The organism is Oceanispirochaeta sp. M1 (assembly GCF_003346715.1).
Taxonomy (GTDB): domain Bacteria; phylum Spirochaetota; class Spirochaetia; order DSM-2461; family DSM-2461; genus Oceanispirochaeta.
In genome coordinates this window covers 1-20,243 of record NZ_QQPQ01000026.1, presented here as the reverse complement: position 1 = coordinate 20,243, position 20,243 = coordinate 1, and the positions used below count along the sequence as shown (strand labels likewise).

General features: G+C 44.8%; 22 protein-coding genes. 8 read left to right on the top strand and 14 right to left on the bottom strand.

Going from position 1 to position 20,243, the window contains the following annotated elements:
* Position 1: 1 nt before the first annotated feature.
* Together DV872_RS17340 and serS are read right to left on the bottom strand one after the other, a co-directional pair.
* Positions 2-1,648: a diguanylate cyclase domain-containing protein gene (locus DV872_RS17340; protein ID WP_114631216.1), complete on the bottom strand. Its 1,647-nt coding sequence runs from the start codon at positions 1,646-1,648 to the stop codon at positions 2-4.
* Between the two features lie 32 nt (positions 1,649-1,680).
* A complete protein-coding gene (serS, locus tag DV872_RS17335) occupies positions 1,681-2,961 on the bottom strand; it encodes a serine--tRNA ligase (RefSeq protein WP_114631215.1) in 1,281 nt (426 codons plus the stop codon).
* Positions 2,962-3,061: 100 nt separating this feature from the next.
* Here serS and DV872_RS17330 point away from each other — a divergent pair, with 100 nt between their 5' ends.
* Complete coding sequence (locus DV872_RS17330) at positions 3,062-3,721, top strand: FecR domain-containing protein (RefSeq protein WP_114631214.1); 660 nt, start codon at positions 3,062-3,064, stop codon at positions 3,719-3,721.
* Between the two features lie 29 nt (positions 3,722-3,750).
* On the opposite strand, the gene pepF is transcribed toward DV872_RS17330, so the two are convergent.
* The 5 genes from pepF to DV872_RS17305 form a co-directional block, all read right to left on the bottom strand.
* Positions 3,751-5,553, bottom strand: coding sequence for an oligoendopeptidase F (pepF, locus tag DV872_RS17325; protein ID WP_114631213.1), 1,803 nt, complete (start codon positions 5,551-5,553; stop codon positions 3,751-3,753).
* Positions 5,553-6,137 carry an RdgB/HAM1 family non-canonical purine NTP pyrophosphatase gene (gene rdgB, locus DV872_RS17320; RefSeq protein ID WP_114631265.1) on the bottom strand — a complete coding sequence of 195 codons (585 nt, stop codon included), beginning with the start codon at positions 6,135-6,137 and terminating at the stop codon, positions 5,553-5,555. The genes pepF and rdgB overlap by 1 nt, the downstream gene beginning before the upstream one ends.
* Positions 6,138-6,185: 48 nt before the next feature.
* The gene (locus DV872_RS17315; RefSeq protein WP_114631212.1) at positions 6,186-7,133 is read right to left on the bottom strand and encodes a hypothetical protein; all 948 of its coding nucleotides are present in this window, start codon (positions 7,131-7,133) and stop codon (positions 6,186-6,188) included.
* Positions 7,134-7,248: 115 nt separating this feature from the next.
* Positions 7,249-8,250: a tryptophan--tRNA ligase gene (trpS, locus tag DV872_RS17310; protein ID WP_114631211.1), complete on the bottom strand. Its 1,002-nt coding sequence runs from the start codon at positions 8,248-8,250 to the stop codon at positions 7,249-7,251.
* A 133-nt stretch (positions 8,251-8,383) separates the two neighbouring features.
* Positions 8,384-9,001, bottom strand: a complete 618-nt coding sequence (locus DV872_RS17305) for an outer membrane beta-barrel protein (RefSeq protein ID WP_114631210.1) — start codon at positions 8,999-9,001, stop codon at positions 8,384-8,386.
* Positions 9,002-9,205: 204 nt separating this feature from the next.
* Between DV872_RS17305 and DV872_RS17300 the strand changes: the two genes are divergently transcribed.
* The 4 genes from DV872_RS17300 (at position 9,206) to DV872_RS17285 (ending at position 13,399) form a co-directional block, all read left to right on the top strand.
* Complete coding sequence (locus DV872_RS17300; RefSeq protein ID WP_114631209.1) at positions 9,206-9,892, top strand: response regulator transcription factor; 687 nt, start codon at positions 9,206-9,208, stop codon at positions 9,890-9,892.
* Between the two features lie 5 nt (positions 9,893-9,897).
* Positions 9,898-11,220 (top strand): cell wall metabolism sensor histidine kinase WalK, encoded by a 1,323-nt coding sequence (locus DV872_RS17295; RefSeq protein ID WP_230391627.1) that lies wholly within the window; start codon positions 9,898-9,900, stop codon positions 11,218-11,220.
* Positions 11,221-11,446: 226 nt separating this feature from the next.
* Positions 11,447-12,580 (top strand): hypothetical protein, encoded by a 1,134-nt coding sequence (locus DV872_RS17290; RefSeq protein WP_114631207.1) that lies wholly within the window; start codon positions 11,447-11,449, stop codon positions 12,578-12,580.
* 141 nt (positions 12,581-12,721) lie between these two features.
* Positions 12,722-13,399: a hypothetical protein gene (locus DV872_RS17285; RefSeq protein WP_114631206.1), complete on the top strand. Its 678-nt coding sequence runs from the start codon at positions 12,722-12,724 to the stop codon at positions 13,397-13,399.
* A gap of 14 nt (positions 13,400-13,413) precedes the next feature.
* Here the strand turns inward: DV872_RS17285 and DV872_RS17280 are convergent, their stop codons facing one another.
* Positions 13,414-14,106: an HAD family phosphatase gene (locus tag DV872_RS17280; protein WP_114631205.1), complete on the bottom strand. Its 693-nt coding sequence runs from the start codon at positions 14,104-14,106 to the stop codon at positions 13,414-13,416.
* A gap of 3 nt (positions 14,107-14,109) precedes the next feature.
* On the bottom strand, positions 14,110-15,222 hold the full coding sequence (locus DV872_RS17275; RefSeq protein ID WP_114631204.1) for an AI-2E family transporter: 1,113 nt from the start codon (positions 15,220-15,222) through the stop codon (positions 14,110-14,112).
* 81 nt (positions 15,223-15,303) lie between these two features.
* Between DV872_RS17275 and yihA the strand changes: the two genes are divergently transcribed.
* On the top strand, positions 15,304-15,906 hold the full coding sequence (gene yihA, locus DV872_RS17270; protein ID WP_233516434.1) for a ribosome biogenesis GTP-binding protein YihA/YsxC: 603 nt from the start codon (positions 15,304-15,306) through the stop codon (positions 15,904-15,906).
* A gap of 63 nt (positions 15,907-15,969) precedes the next feature.
* Here the strand turns inward: yihA and DV872_RS17265 are convergent, their stop codons facing one another.
* The gene (locus tag DV872_RS17265) at positions 15,970-16,170 is read right to left on the bottom strand and encodes a hypothetical protein (protein ID WP_114631202.1); all 201 of its coding nucleotides are present in this window, start codon (positions 16,168-16,170) and stop codon (positions 15,970-15,972) included.
* Positions 16,171-16,379: 209 nt separating this feature from the next.
* Here DV872_RS17265 and DV872_RS17260 point away from each other — a divergent pair, with 209 nt between their 5' ends.
* Both DV872_RS17260 and aroC read left to right on the top strand, forming a co-directional pair.
* The gene (locus tag DV872_RS17260; protein ID WP_114631201.1) at positions 16,380-16,919 is read left to right on the top strand and encodes a shikimate kinase; all 540 of its coding nucleotides are present in this window, start codon (positions 16,380-16,382) and stop codon (positions 16,917-16,919) included.
* A complete protein-coding gene (gene aroC / locus DV872_RS17255; RefSeq protein ID WP_114631200.1) occupies positions 16,909-17,976 on the top strand; it encodes a chorismate synthase in 1,068 nt (355 codons plus the stop codon). The genes DV872_RS17260 and aroC overlap by 11 nt, the downstream gene beginning before the upstream one ends.
* 9 nt (positions 17,977-17,985) lie before the next feature.
* Here aroC and DV872_RS17250 read toward each other — a convergent pair whose 3' ends face one another.
* The 4 genes from DV872_RS17250 to rbr form a co-directional block, all read right to left on the bottom strand.
* Entirely contained in the window at positions 17,986-18,717 is a 732-nt protein-coding gene (locus DV872_RS17250; RefSeq protein WP_158547027.1) for a bifunctional 2-polyprenyl-6-hydroxyphenol methylase/3-demethylubiquinol 3-O-methyltransferase UbiG, read from the bottom strand.
* Between the two features lie 105 nt (positions 18,718-18,822).
* Positions 18,823-18,981, bottom strand: coding sequence for a rubredoxin (gene rd / locus DV872_RS17245; protein WP_114631198.1), 159 nt, complete (start codon positions 18,979-18,981; stop codon positions 18,823-18,825).
* An 86-nt stretch (positions 18,982-19,067) separates the two neighbouring features.
* Complete coding sequence (locus tag DV872_RS17240) at positions 19,068-19,442, bottom strand: desulfoferrodoxin (protein ID WP_114631197.1); 375 nt, start codon at positions 19,440-19,442, stop codon at positions 19,068-19,070.
* Positions 19,443-19,548: 106 nt separating this feature from the next.
* A complete protein-coding gene (gene rbr, locus DV872_RS17235; protein ID WP_114631196.1) occupies positions 19,549-20,088 on the bottom strand; it encodes a rubrerythrin in 540 nt (179 codons plus the stop codon).
* Positions 20,089-20,243 lie beyond the last annotated feature (155 nt).

The window sequence follows — 20,243 nt, the reverse complement described above, 5'->3', positions numbered from 1 at the left end:
TTCAGTTAATCTCCACAGAATCAAAGGAGAGATATTCTTCTACTTCTTTAATAAGGGCATCATTGACCTGAGGATAGTTTGACTTCTCTGCATACATCAATTGATCAGCTTCAGAGAGTATTTGCGGAACAGTGATATTCCGCTCAGCTGCCACTTCCAGGATTCCCCAGCTCATACCAAGGGTATAGGGATAAATTCCGGCTTTATTCAGTTTATATTCCTTAACAAGAACCCTTTTTCGAATGCATTGAGCCTGATCTCTGCTGCAGTCGGGGAGAATCAGCAGAAATTCATCTCCACCCATACGTATAAAGAAATCAGTATTTCGAAGCTGTTCTTTGATCAGATCAACCATGGTGAGAATATAATGATCACCCTCTCTATGGCCTAATTCATCATTTACAGTTTTTAACTTATTTAAATCCAGATAAACTACTGTCAGTATGGAGTTGCGCCGACGGCTGAGGGACAGATAATTTTCCAGGATTTTTCTTCCGGTTCTTCTGTTCATACAGCCGGTCATTTCATCCATACTGGAAAAATGAAGCAGTTTCTGCTGATATCTCTGAAGTCTGTTGGTCCATTTGGTAACAAGAATTGAAAGAAACAGAATTATCAGCTGTGTAACCAGAAACGGGATAAACAGAGATTTTATAATATGATGGGAAAGTGATTTCAAAACCGGCCCAGGAGTCTCATATACAAGATAGTAGGAGCGTTGATTCAGACTCTTTTCTGTCAGAAATTCCCCTCTCTCTTCCGGGATAATCCTCTCCAGCTCAATCCTGCGATGCACATAAAGATTCTCTTTATAAGTATATGTACCACTGTCATTCATCTTAAGATGAAGCCATAATTCGGGCAGCTCTTTTGAAATAGTCTTGTTTTTCAATTCGGGAAACTGAAAGGCAAAGGTCGGCCTGCTGTCAGGAGAACTGAGAAAGAACCCTTCATTATTAATCAAATAGGTATTGAAAGACTCTTCGGGTAGTATTTCATATTCACCAAGACGATCCAGAATCAGAGATCCTCTGTAATCAAGAAGAAGATAGGCAATAATTTCACCGTTCCTCTCTGTAATAGCCCTGCCAAACCTGATAACAGGGGTATGAGGTTCTGTAACAACACCATTCTCTTCGGCCAGCTTCAATTCGGAGAAGTACAGCGAATAGGCATTATTCTTCAATGTCTGGAAATAGTATCCTTGAATACCCTTCCTCAGTTCATCCGCCGGGACAACCTGGAACTGTCCGTCCTTATCATAATACTTTCTGAATAATTCATCCCCATCAGGAGATACGATCTGGATATTCTCATAACGTTGAGTAAGATCACCGAGAAGACTTAAAAACCCGTAAAAAGCGGAACCTTCATGAAATGAGACCTCAGAAACTGATCTTTCTGTAAAATGATCCTCTACAATGCCTTCCAGAAAAAAGAGATCCTGAGAGACATCCCGCAGTTCAGTTCTGATCCGGGCCTGCTCAAACTCTATCATATTCTCCTGGGACTTCAGAATTAAAGCCAGATCCCCATTGTACTGATTATGATACAGATACGCCAAAACGGCCCCGTGAAGAGCCGTCAGAATCATAAAGATCATGAGAAATATAATAGTTTTAGAAACAATCCGTTTACTTTGCTTCATAGTCCTTAATCTCTATGAGTCAGAGCAGGACATTATTTTGGCCGTCTGATCTCAGAAAAACCTGTATATGGAATCAATTTCTCGGGTATCCGGATAGAACCGTCTTCCTGTTGAAAATTCTCTAAAAGAGCAATGATTCCCCTGGAAATGGCAATAGCCGTTCCGTTCAGGGTATGAACATAACGATTCTTGCCTTCATCATCCTTGTAGCGGATTCCCAGACGGCGTGACTGATAGTCGGTACAGTTGGAAGTACTTGTAACTTCACCCCAGTCTCCCTCATCACCACGTCCCGGCATCCAGGCTTCAAGGTCATATTTTCTGTATGCAGGTCCACCAAGGTCTCCTGTACAGGTATCAACCACCCGGAATGGAATTTCCAGACCGCCGAAAATCTCTTCCTCGATGGAACGGAGTTTCATCAGGAGCTCATCGGATTCTTCTGTTTTACAGTAGGCGAACATTTCAATCTTGGTAAACTGATGTACCCGGTACAGCCCTTTGGAGTACTGTCCTGCGGAGCCGGCCTCACGGCGGAAACAGTGGGAAACCCCGGCCATAAGAATGGGACCATCCGAGACATCTACGATCTGTCCTGCATGATATCCGCCAAGAGTGATCTCCGCGGTTCCTACAAGACAGGTTCCTGTTCCTTCGAGATTATAGATATTGGATTCTTCACCACGGGGATTAAAGCCGATACCTTCGGCAATTTCCTCCCTGGCGATATCCGGAGTAATGGTAATTATAAAACCGTGCTTCTGAAGAATATCCAGTGCATAACGGGTCAGAGCAAGTTCCAGAATAACCGCTTCATTTTTCAAGTAGTAAAACTTGGAACCCGAAACACGGGCGGCTGTTTCAAAATCAACCAGGTCCATGGCCTCCGCAAGCTCAACATGGTCTTTGGCTTTGAAAGAAAATTCCGTAGGAGGAGCACTCCTGTGAATTTCAAGGTTATCCTTGTCTTCTTTTCCAACAGGTGCATCGGGATGAGCCATATTGGGGATGAGGACAGCAGCAGCCTTCAGCTCTTTAAGAAGAACTTCAAGACGGGTTTCAACCTGAGAAATCTGCTCTTTCAGGCTCTTTCCCTCATCAATGAGTCCCTGACGTACTTCAGCCTCGAGTTTACCCTTCATTTTTGAAGCGTTTTCATTTCTCCGGCGGCGGAGATCTTCCAGTTCCTGTATAACGCCGTTGCGCAGATCATACAATTCTACAACTTTTTCAGCTGTGGCTGTAACATTTCTGTTTTTGATATTTTCCCGGACTGCATCCAGGTTGTCTTTAATATATTTAAAATCAAGCATAGTAAAATGATATTAACAGATTGGAATTTAATGTTCAATTCATTTAACCTGAAAAGAGGGGGTAAACCATACACCCGGTTGTTTAAATCAGGAGAAAACCATGAAACCTAAACTTTTGCTTATACTCATCCCCTTCCTATTACTGCTGTCATGCACAAAGCAGACAGAAAAGAGTGCCCCCGATATCAAGGGAGAGATCGTAAATATGGAAGGAGATGTCACCCTTGCTGGAAAAAGTACAAAAATCGGTGATCCAGTATCCGATGAATCGGTAATCCAGACAGGTGCTGACGGCTACTGTGAAATACAGTTTCTGGACAGTAATATCATCAGAGTATTCGAAGACTCAATTATCCGTATATCCTTCAGCAATTCTACAGTATCACTGGACAGAGGCGCTGCAGCGGCTGTACTCCGCAATCTCAGCAGTCTCATTCAGACAATGGATGATGTATTTACAATAAAATCAGGGACTGTAGTGGCGGGAATCCGTGGAACAAGCTTCTATGTGAAACGGGAAGATGCCGACACATCCTACTTCTGTCTCTGCAATGGAAAGATTCATCTCTCAGATGGAAATGATCAGTTCTCAAAGGATCTTGAGAGCACTCATCATTTGGCCGTCAGAATAAGCGAAAAGAACAGACAGCTGGAGGTGAGCAATGCCCCCATGCTCTATCATAGCGATAAAGACATGGAAGACCTTGCAGGAGTCATCGGACAGAAAATGGACTGGAATGCAGTAGAAAGCTACCACTGAACCCCAGCCCTCGGGTTCAGGAATCGTGATCAGCCAAGGAGTTCTTTTTCCAGCTGATCCACCAGTGAGGCAAAACGGGCAAGGGCCTTGTTGACGGCATCGGGCCTGCTCATATCCACACCGGCTGCAGCCAGAGAATCCAGAGGAAAACGGCTGCCTCCTGATTTAAGGAAGTTCATATAGTCTTCTCTCTCAGCATCTCCTCCCTCAAGAACTCTCTCGGAAAGAGCCATGGCGGCAGAAAGACCTGTAGCATATTTATAGACATAAAAGGCCGAATAAAAATGGGGAATACGCAGCCCTTCCAGGTCGGACACTTCATCAAGAACCACATGAGGACCGAAATATTTTTCCAGAAGCTTCCTGTATTCAGACCTTAGTGAATCAACTGTAAGGGGTTCACCGGCTTCAACGTTCTTATGACAAAGATGCTCATACTCTGCAAACATGGTCTGTCTGTAGATAGTCGCAAGTGCATCATCAATCTGCCGTCCAAGCAGATAGAGGGTCATCTCCCTGGATGTGGAGTGATCCATCAGGTAGCGCCCCAGAAGCTGCTCGTTAAATGTAGAGGCCACTTCGGCTTCAAAAATCGTGTAATTATAATTTTGAAATGGATTATTCCGTACGGAGTACCAGGAGTGCATGGAATGACCGCCCTCATGGGCGAGGGTGAAGACATCCCGGATATCATCTTCCTTAAAATTCAGAAGGATGTAGGGATCACCCTTATAGGAGCCTGCAGAAAAGGCACCGGAGCGTTTTCCCTTATTCTCATAACGGTCGACCCAGCCACCCTTCAGCCCGTCACCTAATGTCTTACCATATAGTTCTCCAAGAGGAGAAAGAGCCTTGAGAACAACTTCCACCGCATCATCATAGCTGTGTTTTACCTTCACATCCTGAATAAGGGAGACCTTTGTATCGTATAGATGAAGCTCATCCAGCCCCAGGACTTTTTTTCTGAGGGCATAGTAGCGATGGAGAGGTTCAAGATTGGCCGAAACTGATGCCACCAGATTATCATACACATCTACGGGCACATTATCGGGAAATAAACTGGCTTCTCTGGCAGAAGTAAATCCTCTCACTTTTGAAGTATAGATATCACGGAGAACCGAGCCGCCCAACAATTCACTCAGGGTATTTTTATGAGACTCAAATCCTTCATAAAACTGATGAAAAGCCTTTTTACGTACATCCCGGTCTGCTTCCAGAAGAAATACACCAAAGCTGGAGTTGGTCAGCTCCCTCTCTTCCCCCTTTACTTCGATACTGCCGAAGTTCATATCCCCATTGGTCAGTGCCGAAAAGGCTTTTCTGGCAGTACCTGCAGACTCAGCCTGCATGGCCAGAAGGGTCTCCTCTTTTTCTGAAAGGATATGAGGCTTATAGCGGATCAGCCGCTCCAGGGAGATGCGAAAATCCTCAAGAACAGGATCGTTCATATAAGAATCCAGGGTTTCATCTGACAATGCCTGAATCTCGGGCTTGAGGAAGCTTGCCTCGGCGCCGCTTTTTGTAGCCACAGACATATAACGGGAAAAACGGCCCATGGACTCACTGTCCGCCACATCCTCCTCTTTGCGGAGCATGGCATAATAACCAAGCCGTTCCTCCAGGATTTCCAGTTCATTGAAAAATTCCAGACAGGAGCGGAGCTGAGGCGCAGAATCTCCCAGAGTCCCTTTATAGGAAGTAATTTTGGGAATCAGGACTTCCAGTTGTTTCAGTCCCTCTTCCCAGGCTTCAGGCCCCGAAAACAGGGAGTCCAGCTTCCACTTATCTCCGGCGGGGACGTTTTTTCTCTCTTTTATTGCCATCCCGCTCATCACAGGGCCTCCATAAGGGTTCTCATAACTTTTCCGGCTTTCCCTCTGTGGGAGACCCGGTTTTTCTCTTCATCTGTCAGCTCGGCAGCGGTTTTACCTGAAAGTGCATCGATAAAGACAGGATCATATCCGAATCCTCCCCCCCCGAAGGGTGCTTCAGCAATGGAACCATCAAAGGCTTCCTGCACCGAATAAACCCTATAGGGAGCTGTTATAAGCACCATGGCACAGACAAAAAAAGCTGTTCTGTCTTCGGCACCCTGAATATTTTTCAATAACAGCAGATTTCTGTCACTGTCTGAGAGATTAACTCCCCCTTCTGAACCATAACGGGCGGAATAAATTCCCGGGGCGCCGTCAAGTGCCTGAACACAGAGACCGGAATCGTCTGCCAGGACCGGTCTTTTAACCAGATCATACAGAGTCTCCGCTTTCAAAAGGGCATTTTCCATAAAGGTAAGTCCCGTTTCATCACAGTCGAAATCCACTCCCAGATCGGAGGGGATGAGAATTCTATGGCCGGAGAGAATCTCCTCCAGCTCTTTTTTCTTATGCATATTGCCAGTGGCCAGTACTATTTCCATAAGTAGAAGATAATGCATCTCCCTCCCTGTGGGCAACTGATCTTTCCATTATCCTGCCGATACATCCGGAATTTTATCCCCGGCACATCCCAGACCCGGTGATAACAACCCTTTCATTCCGCTTACCGGCCCCTCTCCATATTCGGCTTCCAGATAATTTTTCAAATAATAGAGTCCCGAATCCACTGAGCCCTTGGGCAGTGTGAGAAGTTCAGATATATCCTCATTACTGGGAAACATGGGGATGCTGTTTATCTGTCTGTCCAGCCTTTTCAGCCGTCTCCGATACAATAGTATCTTCTCATCTAAACGGCTCAGAGCCTCAGTTTCTATCTCCTCGGATCTCTTTTTTTCTGTAAGGGTAAGTTTGTAATAGTTTTCACAACGTTTAAGTTCCAGCCCCTGCTTCCGCTCAAACTTTCTTTTCATAACTGTCAGAAGATGATCTCTGTACTTACCCGCCTCTTCCACAGATGGTCCCAAAAGGGGAAAAACGGAAAAATAATCATCTTCCGAAATAAAGACGACATTTTTCAGCACAAGGACAAGCAGTCTCTGCCGCAGGGCCTCAGTCCGAAAATCGGTTAATCCGGCATTATCCAGAATGTAGCTGATTTTAAGCAGAAGACAGGACTCCTGATGTTCGGCAGTCCACTCATATTCGATAATCGATTCCCGCTCACAGATCCACTCGGCCTGACGGAACTGAACAGCAGCCCTGTAATAGCTGAGCAGATGCCACTCGAGGACCTTATTCAGATATCCCCAGAACGATGGCCCCTGATAGCGGAAATTAATCAGTATATCCTGCATTTTCCCATGAAAGCCCAGCAGAAAATCACTCCAGTCCTCTTCACTGAGAGAGTGCCTTTTACCGGGATAGGAATAGACATGAAGACTAAGTTCATCCACAAGGGTCTGTTTCAGGGCATATTCCACTCCGCTTCCAAGACTACTCTGATACACCAATACCTGATGGGTCATATAATCCAGCATAGTTATGTTCCTCCGTCTTCACAGAGATACAAGATCAGTGCCAGAAGCAAAAAAAAGGGAAAATCAATCTGATTTCCCCTTTTCTATCCCATTTCATTAAGAAATCGTTAAGAAACTAATTTATAAAGCCCATGGCCTTGCGGAGTCTGCTGATTTTTGCAGAAGCAATGGTTCTGGCTCTTTCGGATCCATCGGCCAGTATCTTGTCGATATAGGATGTATCTTCCATGAGTTGGTTATACCGCTCTCTCATAGGAGAAATAGTAGTGTTGAGAAGATTGAAAAGCTCAGCCTTTGCTTCGCCCCAGCCCATTCCGCCGGCACGGTAACGTGCGGCCAGTGCATCCTGCTGTTCCTGAGTGGCAAAGAGCTTATACAGAGTAAAAACATTACATGTCTCAGGATCTTTTGCTTCTTCCATAGTCTGAGAATTTGTCACAATCTTGTTACAGAGTTTTTTCAGCTTTTTTTCGGGCAGAAACAGGGGGATGGTATTGTCATAGCTCTTGGACATTTTCCGTCCGTCCATACCAACAACCACCTGCGTGTTTTCTGATACAAATGCCTCAGGCAGAGTCAGAAGCTCTTCTTTATAATTACGGTTTACCGCCTGAGCGATATCAACAGCCATCTCTATATGCTGAACCTGGTCTTTTCCAACGGGCACAAGATTCGTATCAAAAAGAAGAATATCCGCGGCCATCAGGACGGGATAGGTATAGAGTCCCATATTGATATTGTGATCCTCAGGCTTCCCCTTCTCCCTGTTCTGATCAAGCTGTGCCTTATAGGCATGAGCCCTGTTCATCAACCCTTTGGAAGTGAATGCCATAATCATGGTGGACAGCTCGAAGGTTTGAGGAACATCAGACTGTCTGTAGATAAGGGTTTTCTCGGGATCAAGACCGCAGGCCAGCCAGCAGGCTGCTATCTCATATGTGTAACTTTTAAGAAGTTCGGGCTCCTTAATACTGTTCAGAGAGTGGTAGTCGGCAATGAAGTAACGGGTATCGTAGGATTCGGTAAGACTCAGAGCCGGTTTGATGGCTCCCAGATAGTTTCCCAGATGAGGCATTCCGGTGGGTTTTATTCCTGTAAGAACTACTTTTTTGCTCATTATAGAAGATCCTTTCTTAGTAAAGCTGATTGTACATCAGGCTGTCATTTAATGCGGGCGATTTTAACATAGTCCTTTATAAAAGGAAAGAGAGCGGAAAACCGCCCTCTAAATTGATGACTTCTTTGTTTGATTAGAACAAGTAAGCTATCTCCAATGTCATGTTTTGATTGTGTATTTCAAAAGAATCAAGTTGAGAGCTGAGTGCTCTTTTGTATAGGGCAGCAAACTGGATATTATTGACTTCATATCCAATACCGGCAGCAAACCCGATTCTGAAAAGATTATCCATATCATCTGATGCTGCAACTGAGGTCTCATAACCATCAGAATCTTTATATTTGATTTCACCAAAGGTATAAAAAAAATCAGGACCACCCATAATCAAGAATTTACCATTCCCCACAGGGAATCCCAGCTGAAGATAAACAGGTACTTCCAATGTATTCTCTCGCCACTCGTAATTGTAATCATAATCAGGAAAAGTCCTTCCTCCCGTTAAAGAACTGTAAAGGATTTCAGGCTGTATTGAAAACATTTTTGAGAAAGCAACATTTAATAATACTCCTCCACCGTAGGAGAATCCCAGTTTATTATCAACAATTGAACTGAGGTCTGTGACATCATTCCAATCTGAACCGGTATAGGATGACAAACCACCCGCCACTTTTAAACCAAACCTTGCCTGAGCACTTAGGAAACCAGCACTGACAAGTACTAATACGAGACCAATTAAAATAGTTTTTTTCATTTACCTACTCCTTTTATATTTAGATTTTGTATATTACTTTTTCTTTTAATATACAATCACTTTTTTTTAAACATCTCCTCAAGCTCTCCATATCAACTTCAAAATGGGAACAATATGCTCTGCCATCATTCTTAACCAGGAGATTTTTAGAGCTCAAGGCAAAAAGGACTGGTAAAATCAATTCTTTTCAGGCAAAATATCAGTATGGCACTGATTTTTGTAATTGAAGACAATGACTCGATACGGGAAGCTGTTTCAGGATATCTGAAGCTTTCTGATTATGAAGTGGAAGAATTTGATACCCTGGGCAGGGTTAAGGATGCAATAGCAGCCAAAAGCCCGGAACTTCTGATACTGGATGCCATGCTTCCTGACGGAGACGGTTTCGTTTTCGCCAAGGAGATCAGGCAGAAATCGGATATTCCTATCATCTTCATGACAGCCCGTGAATCTGAGTCGGATCGTATTACCGGATTTGAAGTAGGGGCGGATGATTATATCGTCAAACCCTTTTCTCCAAAAGAGCTGGTTTTGAGAGTAGGCGCTGTTCTGAAAAGAACGGGAACTGCCGTCCCTCAGAAGAAGATGCAGGGCTGGGAACTTGATGGTCAGATATTGACCACCGATGAAGATTCCCACAAGGCAATGTTGAACAACCAGCTGCTTAAACTTACAGCCGCAGAGTGGAAAATCCTCCTATACCTGTCTTCCAATGGTGGAGCCGTTGTCTCCCGGGAGCAGATACTGGACCGTTGTCTGGAATATTCTTTTGAAGGATATGACCGGACCGTGGATACCCATATAAAGAACCTGCGTGCCAAATTGCAGAATCCGGACTGGATTGAAACTGTGAGAGGCTACGGATACAGGTTTGCAGGAAACAGTAAGTGAGATCCATGCGCGCCAGAATGCTGGCGGCTTTTTTCCTTATTATCCTATTAAATACTGTTCTGCTTGTAATGTCCCTGCTGTTGGGATTCAGCAGTTCACGTAAATACTGGAACTATCTTGTAGAACAGGAATCCCATAAGGTTGTAATGGAATTCCTGACGGGTGTCATGGAGACAGGAGGTGTCCTGGATTCAGGCACTGCCTCCCAGCTCTTAAATGATTATGACAGCAGTCTGATCAATACTGCACAGCTTATCCTTTTTTCTCCTGAGGAGGAGGAACTGGGCGTCTGGATTAACCCGACCCTCAGCGACTATACTCCCCTGAAGGGTGAGATATCACTTGCATCCCCCCTTTATCTGAAAGATCAGCTGAGAGGCTTTGTTGAAATAGTCCCTCTTAAATTCAGAGACCTGAAACATAACAATATATTTATATCCCGCATCATTCAGCTTTTATTATTGGGACTTATAACGTCAACTGTGCTCTCCTTTCTACTGGCATACAGTATCTCAGGCAGATTTACTAAAGAGGCAAGAAATACAGTACGCTCTCTGATAAATCTGGCAGCAGGATCGCGGACTGAAGAATTCAAGAACACCCCTACTCAGGAACTGGCATCCATCAATGTAGCTGCGGGTTCTCTACAGACCATGCTCATAACAGAAGAGCAGCGTAGACAGCGATGGTCCACCAGCATAGCCCACGACCTCCGCACCCCCCTGACTGCCATGCGCACACAATTTACCGCATGCCGGGATGGAGCGCTTGTGCTGACAGAAGATCGCTGGGATAAAATAATAAGCGAACTTGAGACTATGGAGTCTCTGACAAGGGATTTTCTGATTCTGGGAGAACTGGAAAATGCCGGCCGCACCCTGTTGGTAAAGAAAGTAAAGAATGAAAGTCTCAGGCTCAGTATTTTCGACTCTCTCCAGCAACTTGCGGAATCACATCAGGTAAAACTGAACTGGGAGGCGTCGGTGGACACGGTGTTCTGTGATTTTGATCTATGCAGCCGGGCACTAGAAGCCCTGGTCAAGAATGCAGTACAGCACAGTCAGCCTCATTCCTCTGTGGAAATAAAGCTGAAAGGAAGCTCCGAAAGTCCCGTATTCACCATTCTGAATGAAGGACACATACCCATAGAACATCTGGATCACCTCTTTGATCCCCTCTATAAAACCGATAACAGCAGAAAAAAGCAGGGCAGCGGCCTGGGATTAACCATAGCCAGCCATATTGCCTCTTTCCATAAGGGTTCAATTAAGGTTGAAAATCTGCCTCAGGGGCTTGTCTGCTTCAAATTCAGCCTAAATCACGGCTGAAAAAGGACTTTTAAGAATTCTTAACATAGCCTCCTACATACTATCTTCACAGTAAGGAAGAACACAGAGCACCTAGGACTGTTAAAAAGGTGTTATTTTTTCCTTGCTTCACACACTCTTCACAATTCCTTCATATTATCAACAAATATGACTCCTAATATCGAGTTAATTGTATAAATTACGCAGGACGTATGTTCTGTAAAAAACAAGTAGGAGTGAAAGTAATATGAAAAAGACTATTGTTTTATTAACAATCGTTCTGGCTCTCGTAGCCGCCCCCGTTTTCGCAGAAACTGGATTTACTGGTTCTGTAGAGTTCAAATACGGTACTGACTTTTCTGATTTTGCAACTGATACTGGTAACGACACTAAAATTTCCCTCGACGGAAAAGTTGGTGAGTTCTCAACTATCTCTGTAGGTATTGAGGCTGATGAAAACTCTAATGCTTCTGCAACTCTCATGACTCTGAGCCAGGATGTAACTGGTGCCCTCGGTGTTGAAGGACCTGTTTCTTTCGCATATAAAATGGGTAAACAGACTTATCAGCCTGCTGACTACTCCGGTGTTGGTGGATACGAAGATGCTGGTAGAGATGCCAAAATCGGTCAGGGATATGAAGCTGATGACACTGATTTCACAACTAACTCAATGCTCGGAACAGTTCTGACATTCGGTTTTGCTGACATGATCATGATTGACGCCGTTGTATTCCCCGCTTCTTACTTTGAAAAAGCAGCAGATGCAGCCAACGGTTACTTCGATGCTGATAACTTTGCTGAGTTTGCAGTGAACGCTTACGGAACATTCGGTCCCGCACAGGTTTCTGTTTACTACACAATGTCTAACCTTTCTTACCTTGCTGACAGCGATGGCGACGCCATTGATGAAGCTGGTGACATGATCGGTGCCAACCTCGGTCTCGTTATTGACGCTCTTTCCGTAGGTGTTCTTTGGGAAACAGATCTTGAAAAAGATTTTCAGGCTGCTACTGGTGTAACTGGTACAAAACCAATGAATACTGAAATTGGTATTGCTGCTAAATACGTTATCGGTTCTGTAACTCCCGGTATTGCTTTCAAAACAGCTTTCTACGATGGATCTGACTTTGCTGCAGACTCCGGTCTTGGACTCAATGTAACTTGGGCCGCTGCCGAGATGTTCAATGTAACAGCTGCCGTTAAAAACTCCTTTGTTTTCGACGACCTGGGTGACACACTTGGATACGAAGTTGGTGTTGACTACACACTCGACGGTGTTAAATACAGCATCGGTTACACAGACGGATCTGAGTTCAAAGCATATGATGCTGAACTGAGTGACACTGGTAACATGTATGTAAAAGTTGGTGCTTCTTTCTAATCAGTTCTCTGATTACTTAGATTGCTAATATCTGCTCCCTTCGGGGAGCAGTTTTTATTTATAAGTAACAAACCCTGCCTTTCGGGGGTTTATATTCTGTGATATCCTGCATATCTCAATTTTATTTCTGAAGGAAAACCCATGAAACGGATTTTAATCCTCCCTCTGATTCTTATGACACTGCTTATCTTGACTGCCTGCCAGAGTACTGAATTTACTCCCGACACACCTGTAATAGAGAAAACTGTGGGGGATATTGTATTTCAACTCCGCTATGTGACAGAGCAGGAGAGCCGGAAACGTTTCGGAGATGATTACAACCCCTACTATAACTACCCCGGGAAACTCCCGCGAAAGCAGTTCTTTGTCTTTGACACCACCATCACAACGATGAGCTCTGAAGTGGAAATTAAACTCAGGGATATTACTATTTCACTTGACGACCGCTCAGAATCAAGAGCCCGTTCCCGCCGGACATTAGACATCGACTGGCAGCCCTACTATGACAGTGACTTTGAACAGGCACAGAAAAAGGCAAATATGAAGAAAACCATGAGCGGGGACACTATCATCGTCACTCCCGATCAGCCTTTCAAGGCCTGGATTGTATTCCTTCCCTCTATTTCAAGTGATTTCCTGCAGAATATTTTCCTGGTCCCCAAGGATGGGCCCGCTAATGCGCTGATCCGTATACCTGCTAAAACTGACAGTGGAGATGAGGGTATTGTTGAGATAGAGATGAATATGGGAGAGATGGCAGGAACCGCTGCCCAGGAGGAAGCGACTCCCTCTAATACGGGAATCTTTGAAGAGTCCTGATTTAAATCTTCAGATTAGAATGTGCTGTCGCTGAAGTATTCCTTCAGCCAGAGGATCATCTTTTCTGAACTGAATCCGAGCATACCATCCTCATAAAGATGGTCGGCTTTGTTCAGGTATCCCTTTGGATCCTGCACAACAGGTGGGGGTACGGCAACAGTGTGCATCCCTGCCTGATAGGCGGCCATGACACCTACGGGTGAATCTTCAATAACCAGACAGTTCTCGGGTTTTACAGCCAGCCGTTTAGCCGCTTCCAGAAATACATCGGGAAAAGGCTTGCCCTTTTCCACTTCGTGAGAGGACACTCTTACAGGAAACAGCTCCTGAATCCCCGTGAGGGCCGTCATTTCCTCTATTATATGGTTAGTGGACCCTGAGGCTATTGCAATGGGTATGGCCTTCTCTCTGGCCCAGCGTGAGAATTCGATCATCTCGGAAAAGGGTTTGAGTTCGGCTCTGGCAATCTCAAGAAATGTTTTTTCCTGGAATTCTTTCATTTCATCGAAGGAAGCTGTTATACCGTACTTCTCCTGTACATAGGGGAGAAAGGTGACGGCCCCCATACCGATACAGGCATCGTGCTCCTCCTCGGTCATAAAACCACCGAAGGCGGCTATCATCGCAAGGTCGGCACGCAGCCAGCAGGGTTCGGAATCCATAAGGGTCCCGTCCATATCAAAGAGAATGGCATCAAGTCTGCTCATTATTTATTTTTCCTTATTTTCTGAATCCACAGGGAGCTCTGAACTCTCAGGTTCAGCATTGTCCGTCTCAGGATTGTTTTTTTTCTTTCGCCTTCTTGTATTAAGTGCCTTCCCGCTGCTCATCAGAATGCTGACGGGTTCCAGGGTTTCAATATTGGCACAGATGATTTTAATGGCTTCAGCAAGGGGAACTGCCAGAAACATACCCGGAATACCCCAGATCCATCCCCAGAACACCAGAGAGACCAGGATAATTACCGGGGAGAGGTCCAGCTGATTCCCCTGCAGTTTGGGATCAAGGAAATTACCAAAAATCATCTGAATAAGGGGCATCGTGATAAGGGTAGCCAGAATTGGGTTCCACTCGGGATAAAACTGTATAAATGACATAAGTATTGTTGCAATCATGATCACAGTGGAGCCGATATTGGGTATGAAGTTGAACAGGATGGCCAGAAAGCCCCACATCAGGTAGAAATCAAGACCAATGAAATAGAGACATAGAGCCACAAGAGCACCCGTGGCTGCTGAGATTCCAAGCTTTACAGTCAGATATCTGGCGATCTGTGATGTAATTTTTTTGATGATTGCACTCAGACGGGTCTGAACACTTAACTTGGGAAAAGCCATTTTCATTTTTCGCTCAGACAGGGGATTTTCAAGAAGCATGAAAACCACAAAGAAGAGCACAATAATCAGCTGACCCGCAAAATTCACAAAGGAGATCGAAATATTATAGACTCCGGTTCTCAGGCTGCCTGAGATCTCCATAAGCTCCAGAATATCATCGGGCAGATTATAGCGGAGAACCAGCTCGTTGATAATAATGCTGAACCTGTCCTGATAATAACCGATGACCGAAATAAACGAAGTTATACTCGTATAGAAAAACCAGCCGATCACATAGAGGACCACTATAAGGATTATGATAACCAGCAATACAGCCAGGGTTCGTGATATTTTTTTATTAAAATGAGTGACCAGTGGGGTAAGAATAAACGATAGAAGGACCGCTATAACCAGGGGTAAAAATACCAGCTGCATGACATGGAGTACAGCGCCCAGGGCTATGAGTGTGAGTATTCCCAATAGAACTGTATTCATTCTTATCTTCATAGAATGGATAATAAACTATTCTTTCCATCTGTACAAAGCCTCCCCTTTCATTTCCCTCCCCTTTTCCGCTATTATAAGCCCGTGAAAGAAATAAACTTCAATACCATCAAATTTGTAATGAGTGGGGCCTATGTAAAAGCACTGCCCCAGGAAAATGGAATAGAGATAGCCTTTGCCGGCAGATCAAATGCTGGTAAATCCAGTGCTCTCAATGCCCTTGCCAACAGAAAGAATCTTGCCAAGACATCATCAGTACCCGGCAAGACGCAGCATATTAACATGTTCAAGGTTACCGATGATCTGCGTATAGCGGACCTGCCGGGATACGGCTACGCCAAAGTTCCCCCCAAAGAGAAGAAACGCTGGCAGCAGGAGATGACCGACTACATCCTCAAGAGAGAGTCCCTTGTGGGAATCGTGCTGGTAATGGATATCAGACACCCTCTGACAGAGCTTGACCGGGCTATGCTTGATCTGGCAGTTACGGGGGATAGAGAAGTTCATATAGTGCTGAGTAAGGCAGATAAGATAAAGAGCGGTGCAAGACAGAAAACACTGAGTGAAATGAATAAGGCTCTGAAGGGACTGCCTATTCCCTGGAGCATACAGACCCTCTCTTCTGTCAAAAAAGACGGAGTAAAAGAGCTGCGCCAGCAGATCAGTTTCTGGTACGATCAGGATTAATGTATAATGCTGTTCTTAATTGAACAGTCCTATGGTAACCAATGATCTGCTGAACCGGGGAAATCAGATCCCCGGGGTGATGGGTTTCAGATATTCTGTGCGGATACAGGTATCAAAAAGCTCCCTGGGCATGAATTCTTTTTTCTCTTCCATCCAGCCGCTTCTGTCGCGAATAATTTTAACCTGATAACCGTCTTTGTTTTCTCTCAGGACTTCCAGTATATCTTTCCGTCCGGGTGTGCCTTTAATGCTGTAAGATTTCATTTTGAACTCCTCTGCTGTGGGGACTGATTTGCAATCCCGCTGTTTTAATTCCACTCCCGATTATAAAGCTGAAACACAGCTTTCCAGCCTAATAAGCCCGGAACCCGAGGGTGTTATTCTATTTATCGGCATTTTAATATTCTTTTTTAGCATTGCTTATTTACTCAATGGGGCTTGCCTTTTGACTCAGTGTTTGAAAAAATGCAAATATGCCGGTAATTATATTGGGTGGAATCAAACACACAGGGAAATCTACAGTAGGACATATTCTGTCCAAAAGACTTGAACTCCCCTTTCACGACCTGGATGATCTCATCCTGAAGATACTCCCCTTCAAGTGGTCTGTCAGAAAATGGTACAGAGAAAAGGGGGGCGATGCATTTATGCAGAAGGAAGCCCAGGCCCTGAGGACTTATCTCGGGGAGTCTACTGAGGATGAACTGAGTATTCTCTCTCTGGGAGGAGGAACCCTGGAAAATCCTGAAGCAGTTAAACTGCTCAAAGATGCGGGTGCCCGAATCTTTATACTTGATGAAGAAGAGGATATCCTCTTTGAGAGAATCATACGAAAAGGCATTCCCCCCTTTCTGGAGGGAGATGATCCCAAAACCTCTTTTGGTGAACTGTATAAAAAAAGAAGAACGACTCTGCTTGAGCAGGGTGATCATATAATTAATATTCACGGCCTGGATCAGCAGGAGTCTGCTGAAAAAACGGTTCAGGTCATCAGGAGCGTATATGGGCGGTAACAGTTTCGGAACAGCATTCAGAATTACCACTTTCGGAGAATCCCACGGTAGGAGTGTGGGTGTTATCGTCGACGGCGTACCTCCCGGACTCCCTATCTCAGAAGAAGATATCCAGCCGGAAATGGACCGCCGGAAACCCGGTCAGTCCGACATAACGACTCCCCGCAAGGAGAGTGATGAGGTGACCATCCAGAGCGGCACCTTTGAAGGTAAAGCCACCGGTACCCCCCTGATGATGATACTTCACAACACAAATACAATCTCAAGTGATTACAACGATGTGATGGATAAATACCGTCCGGGTCATGCTGACTATACCTATCATAAGAAATACGGTATCAGAGACTGGCGTGGCAGCGGCCGTGCGTCGGGCAGAGAGACAGCAGCTCGTGTTGCAGCCGGCGCCATAGCCAAGAAGATCCTCAGAGAAAAGGGAATCACCATTACCGCCTACACACTTGCCGCGGCAGGAATCAGATGCGAAAAATATGTTCCGGAACAGATTGAGAAGAATCCAGTAAGAGCCTGTGACCCCGATGCTGCAGTAAAGATGATTGAGGTTATTGAATCACTTATAGACAAGGGCAACAGCGCCGGTGGAATCATAGAGTGCAGAATAGAGGGAGTATCTCCGGGTCTGGGAGAACCCGTATTTGATAAACTTGAGGCGGATCTTGCCAAGGGAATCATGTCCATCGGCGCCGTAAAAGGTTTTGAGATCGGTGAGGGCTTTAAAGCGGCGGATATGTTCGGAACAGAGCACAACGATGATATGTCCTCTGACGGCTTTGTCACCAACCATGCCGGAGGAATCACCGGAGGGATCTCAACGGGTCAGGAAATCATTTTCCGTGCAGCCGTGAAACCCACGGCTTCGATCTCATCTCCCCAGAGTACGGTCAATATGAAGGGTGATGAATGCGAGATTATCACAGAGGGCAGACATGACCCCATCATCTGTCCCCGTATAATCCCTGTAATGGAGGCTATGGCAGCCATTGTAGTGTGTGACCACTTATTGAGGTTGGGTGCGCAGAAAAGCCTTCAGATGACCTGAGCAGACTTTTCAATCAGGAATGCGGGCCGTAATAATCAGAGGAAGCTTCCCTTCCCCTGCAGGACTGCCATCATAGGACCCGAATGTCTCCCAGCCGGAATAACCTGACATGCTTAAGGCAGCCATGAGTGTTTCGGGAAGAAGGGGATAATGAATAATACTGTTTGTATATGTCTCCCCGCTGTTTTTTATTTCAAGTTCTGTAACAAAGTCAAGTTCCCCTACCAGTTCCCGGGCTTCGTATGTCCGTCTAAAAATACAGTTTTCCGTCTCAATAAGAGGAAACTTCAAACCATCATGCAGGATATTGTTGTAGTTGAGAATCTGCAGAATAAGAAGGCCCCCCGGTTTCAGTACTTTCGCTGTATCCTGCAGAAATTGGAACTGCTCATTAAAGGGAATATGTATCAGGGTATTCCCCAGACAGCTTAAAACGTCCTGGGATTTATCCTCATACTGATTCTTCATTTCACTCAGATTGGCGATTCTGAATAGATCATTACCCGGTAATCCGGCATCCGCGGCAGCAGAGGCTGCACTTAGAATCATCCCCTCATCAAGATCAAAGCCATGGGCCTGAATCCCCTCTTTCTGCAGATGCAGAACAAGTTCACCCGTACCGCATCCCGCATCCAGCAGGGTTCCTCCGCTGTTCATATTTTTTTGTACAAACCCGCTGCACTCTTCTGATAGGGGAAAAACCTCATCATAATAGCGGGACAGTACTGAATAAAAGTCCATAATAAGCTCCTGTTCTCTAATACTGTAGCTACTAAGAGTATAATACAAAGAATAAAAAAACCGTCCTGAAAAGGACGGTTTTTCCATATTTGATTAAATCTGATATCAGTCGTTAGGAGAGAAATCGGATTTTTCAGCACCACAGAGAGGGCATACCCAATCTTCGGCGATATCGGCAAATGCGGTTCCTGCGGCTACTCCGTTATCGGGATCACCATCTGCAGGATCATAAATATAACCGCAAACATCACATACATATTTCATTGTCATTACCTCCGGAAGCTTTGTGCTTCAATTTTTATTATAGTCATTAATCGTCCTGAAACAAGACATTTTATACTAGCAAGTGACTAGGCTTTCCACAAGCCGTGAAGATTGCAATACTCTCTGGCAGAAACTTCAGAAGCCTCTACACAGAACTCTGCAACAGGAGCATCTCCAGGTTTGAGATTCTGTCTGTATACTTTTCCGTCAGCAATAAGCTCAATCCACTGAATGGAGTGTTCTTCTGTCATTGGATGCAGTGTACTTCCGACGGTCACCTTGAATCCGCCATCAATTTTTTCAATCACAGGAACATGCTTTTCGGTTGAAGAATCAGCAGCTTTTTCTTCCTGCAGTTTCATAGGGTCACCACAACACACAAGTTCGCCACCACCCGCAGTCAGTACTTCAACAATATTACCACAGTGATCACATTTATATACCTGATTTACAGCTATCATATCTATCTCCTAATAAAAATCTATATTATTCCTGCCCTGTCTTTTCCATCCTGCCGAATCTCATATAAAGCCCGGGTGATATAGAACAATAGACCTGGGCGGAAAATTACCAGTTTTCACCCAGAAGCTCAAAATAAGCCTGAGGATGTGCACATGCAGGACATACTTCCGGCGCGCTTTTACCTTCGTAAATATAACCGCAGTTCATGCAGCGCCATACAACTGAAGAGTCTTTCTTGAAGACTGTTCCAGCATCAATATTTTTCTTAAGACCAAGGTATCTTTTCTCATGCTGTTTTTCTGCAACCGCAATGGCTTCGAAAATAACAGCTATTTGATCAAATCCCTCTTCTCTTGCCGTTACAGCAAACTCAGGATACATCACTGTCCACTCATGGTGCTCACCTGCTGCTGCTGCCGCCAGATTATCAGAAGTTGTGCCGATAACCCCTGCAGGGAAAGCGGCTGCTATTTCAACATCTCCGCCTTCAAGCAATTTAAAAAGCCGTTTGGCATGCTCTTTTTCCTGATTTGCAGTCTCTTCAAATACCCAGGCAGCCTGAGCAAAGCCCTCTTTTTTAGCCTTGCTCACATAGTATGTATAACGGTTTCTTGCCTGTGACTCTCCGCAAAATGCGGTGAGGATATTCTTTTCTGTCTTTGTCCCTTTTAAACTAGTGTCATGACCGGCTGAATTTTAATCATCCAGCCGGAACTTAATTTTCGCCTTCTTAAAGGTAAATTTCCAATCAAACTTTACTTTCTGCTTATTCATTCTATTTTTCCAGGCATTTACATTTT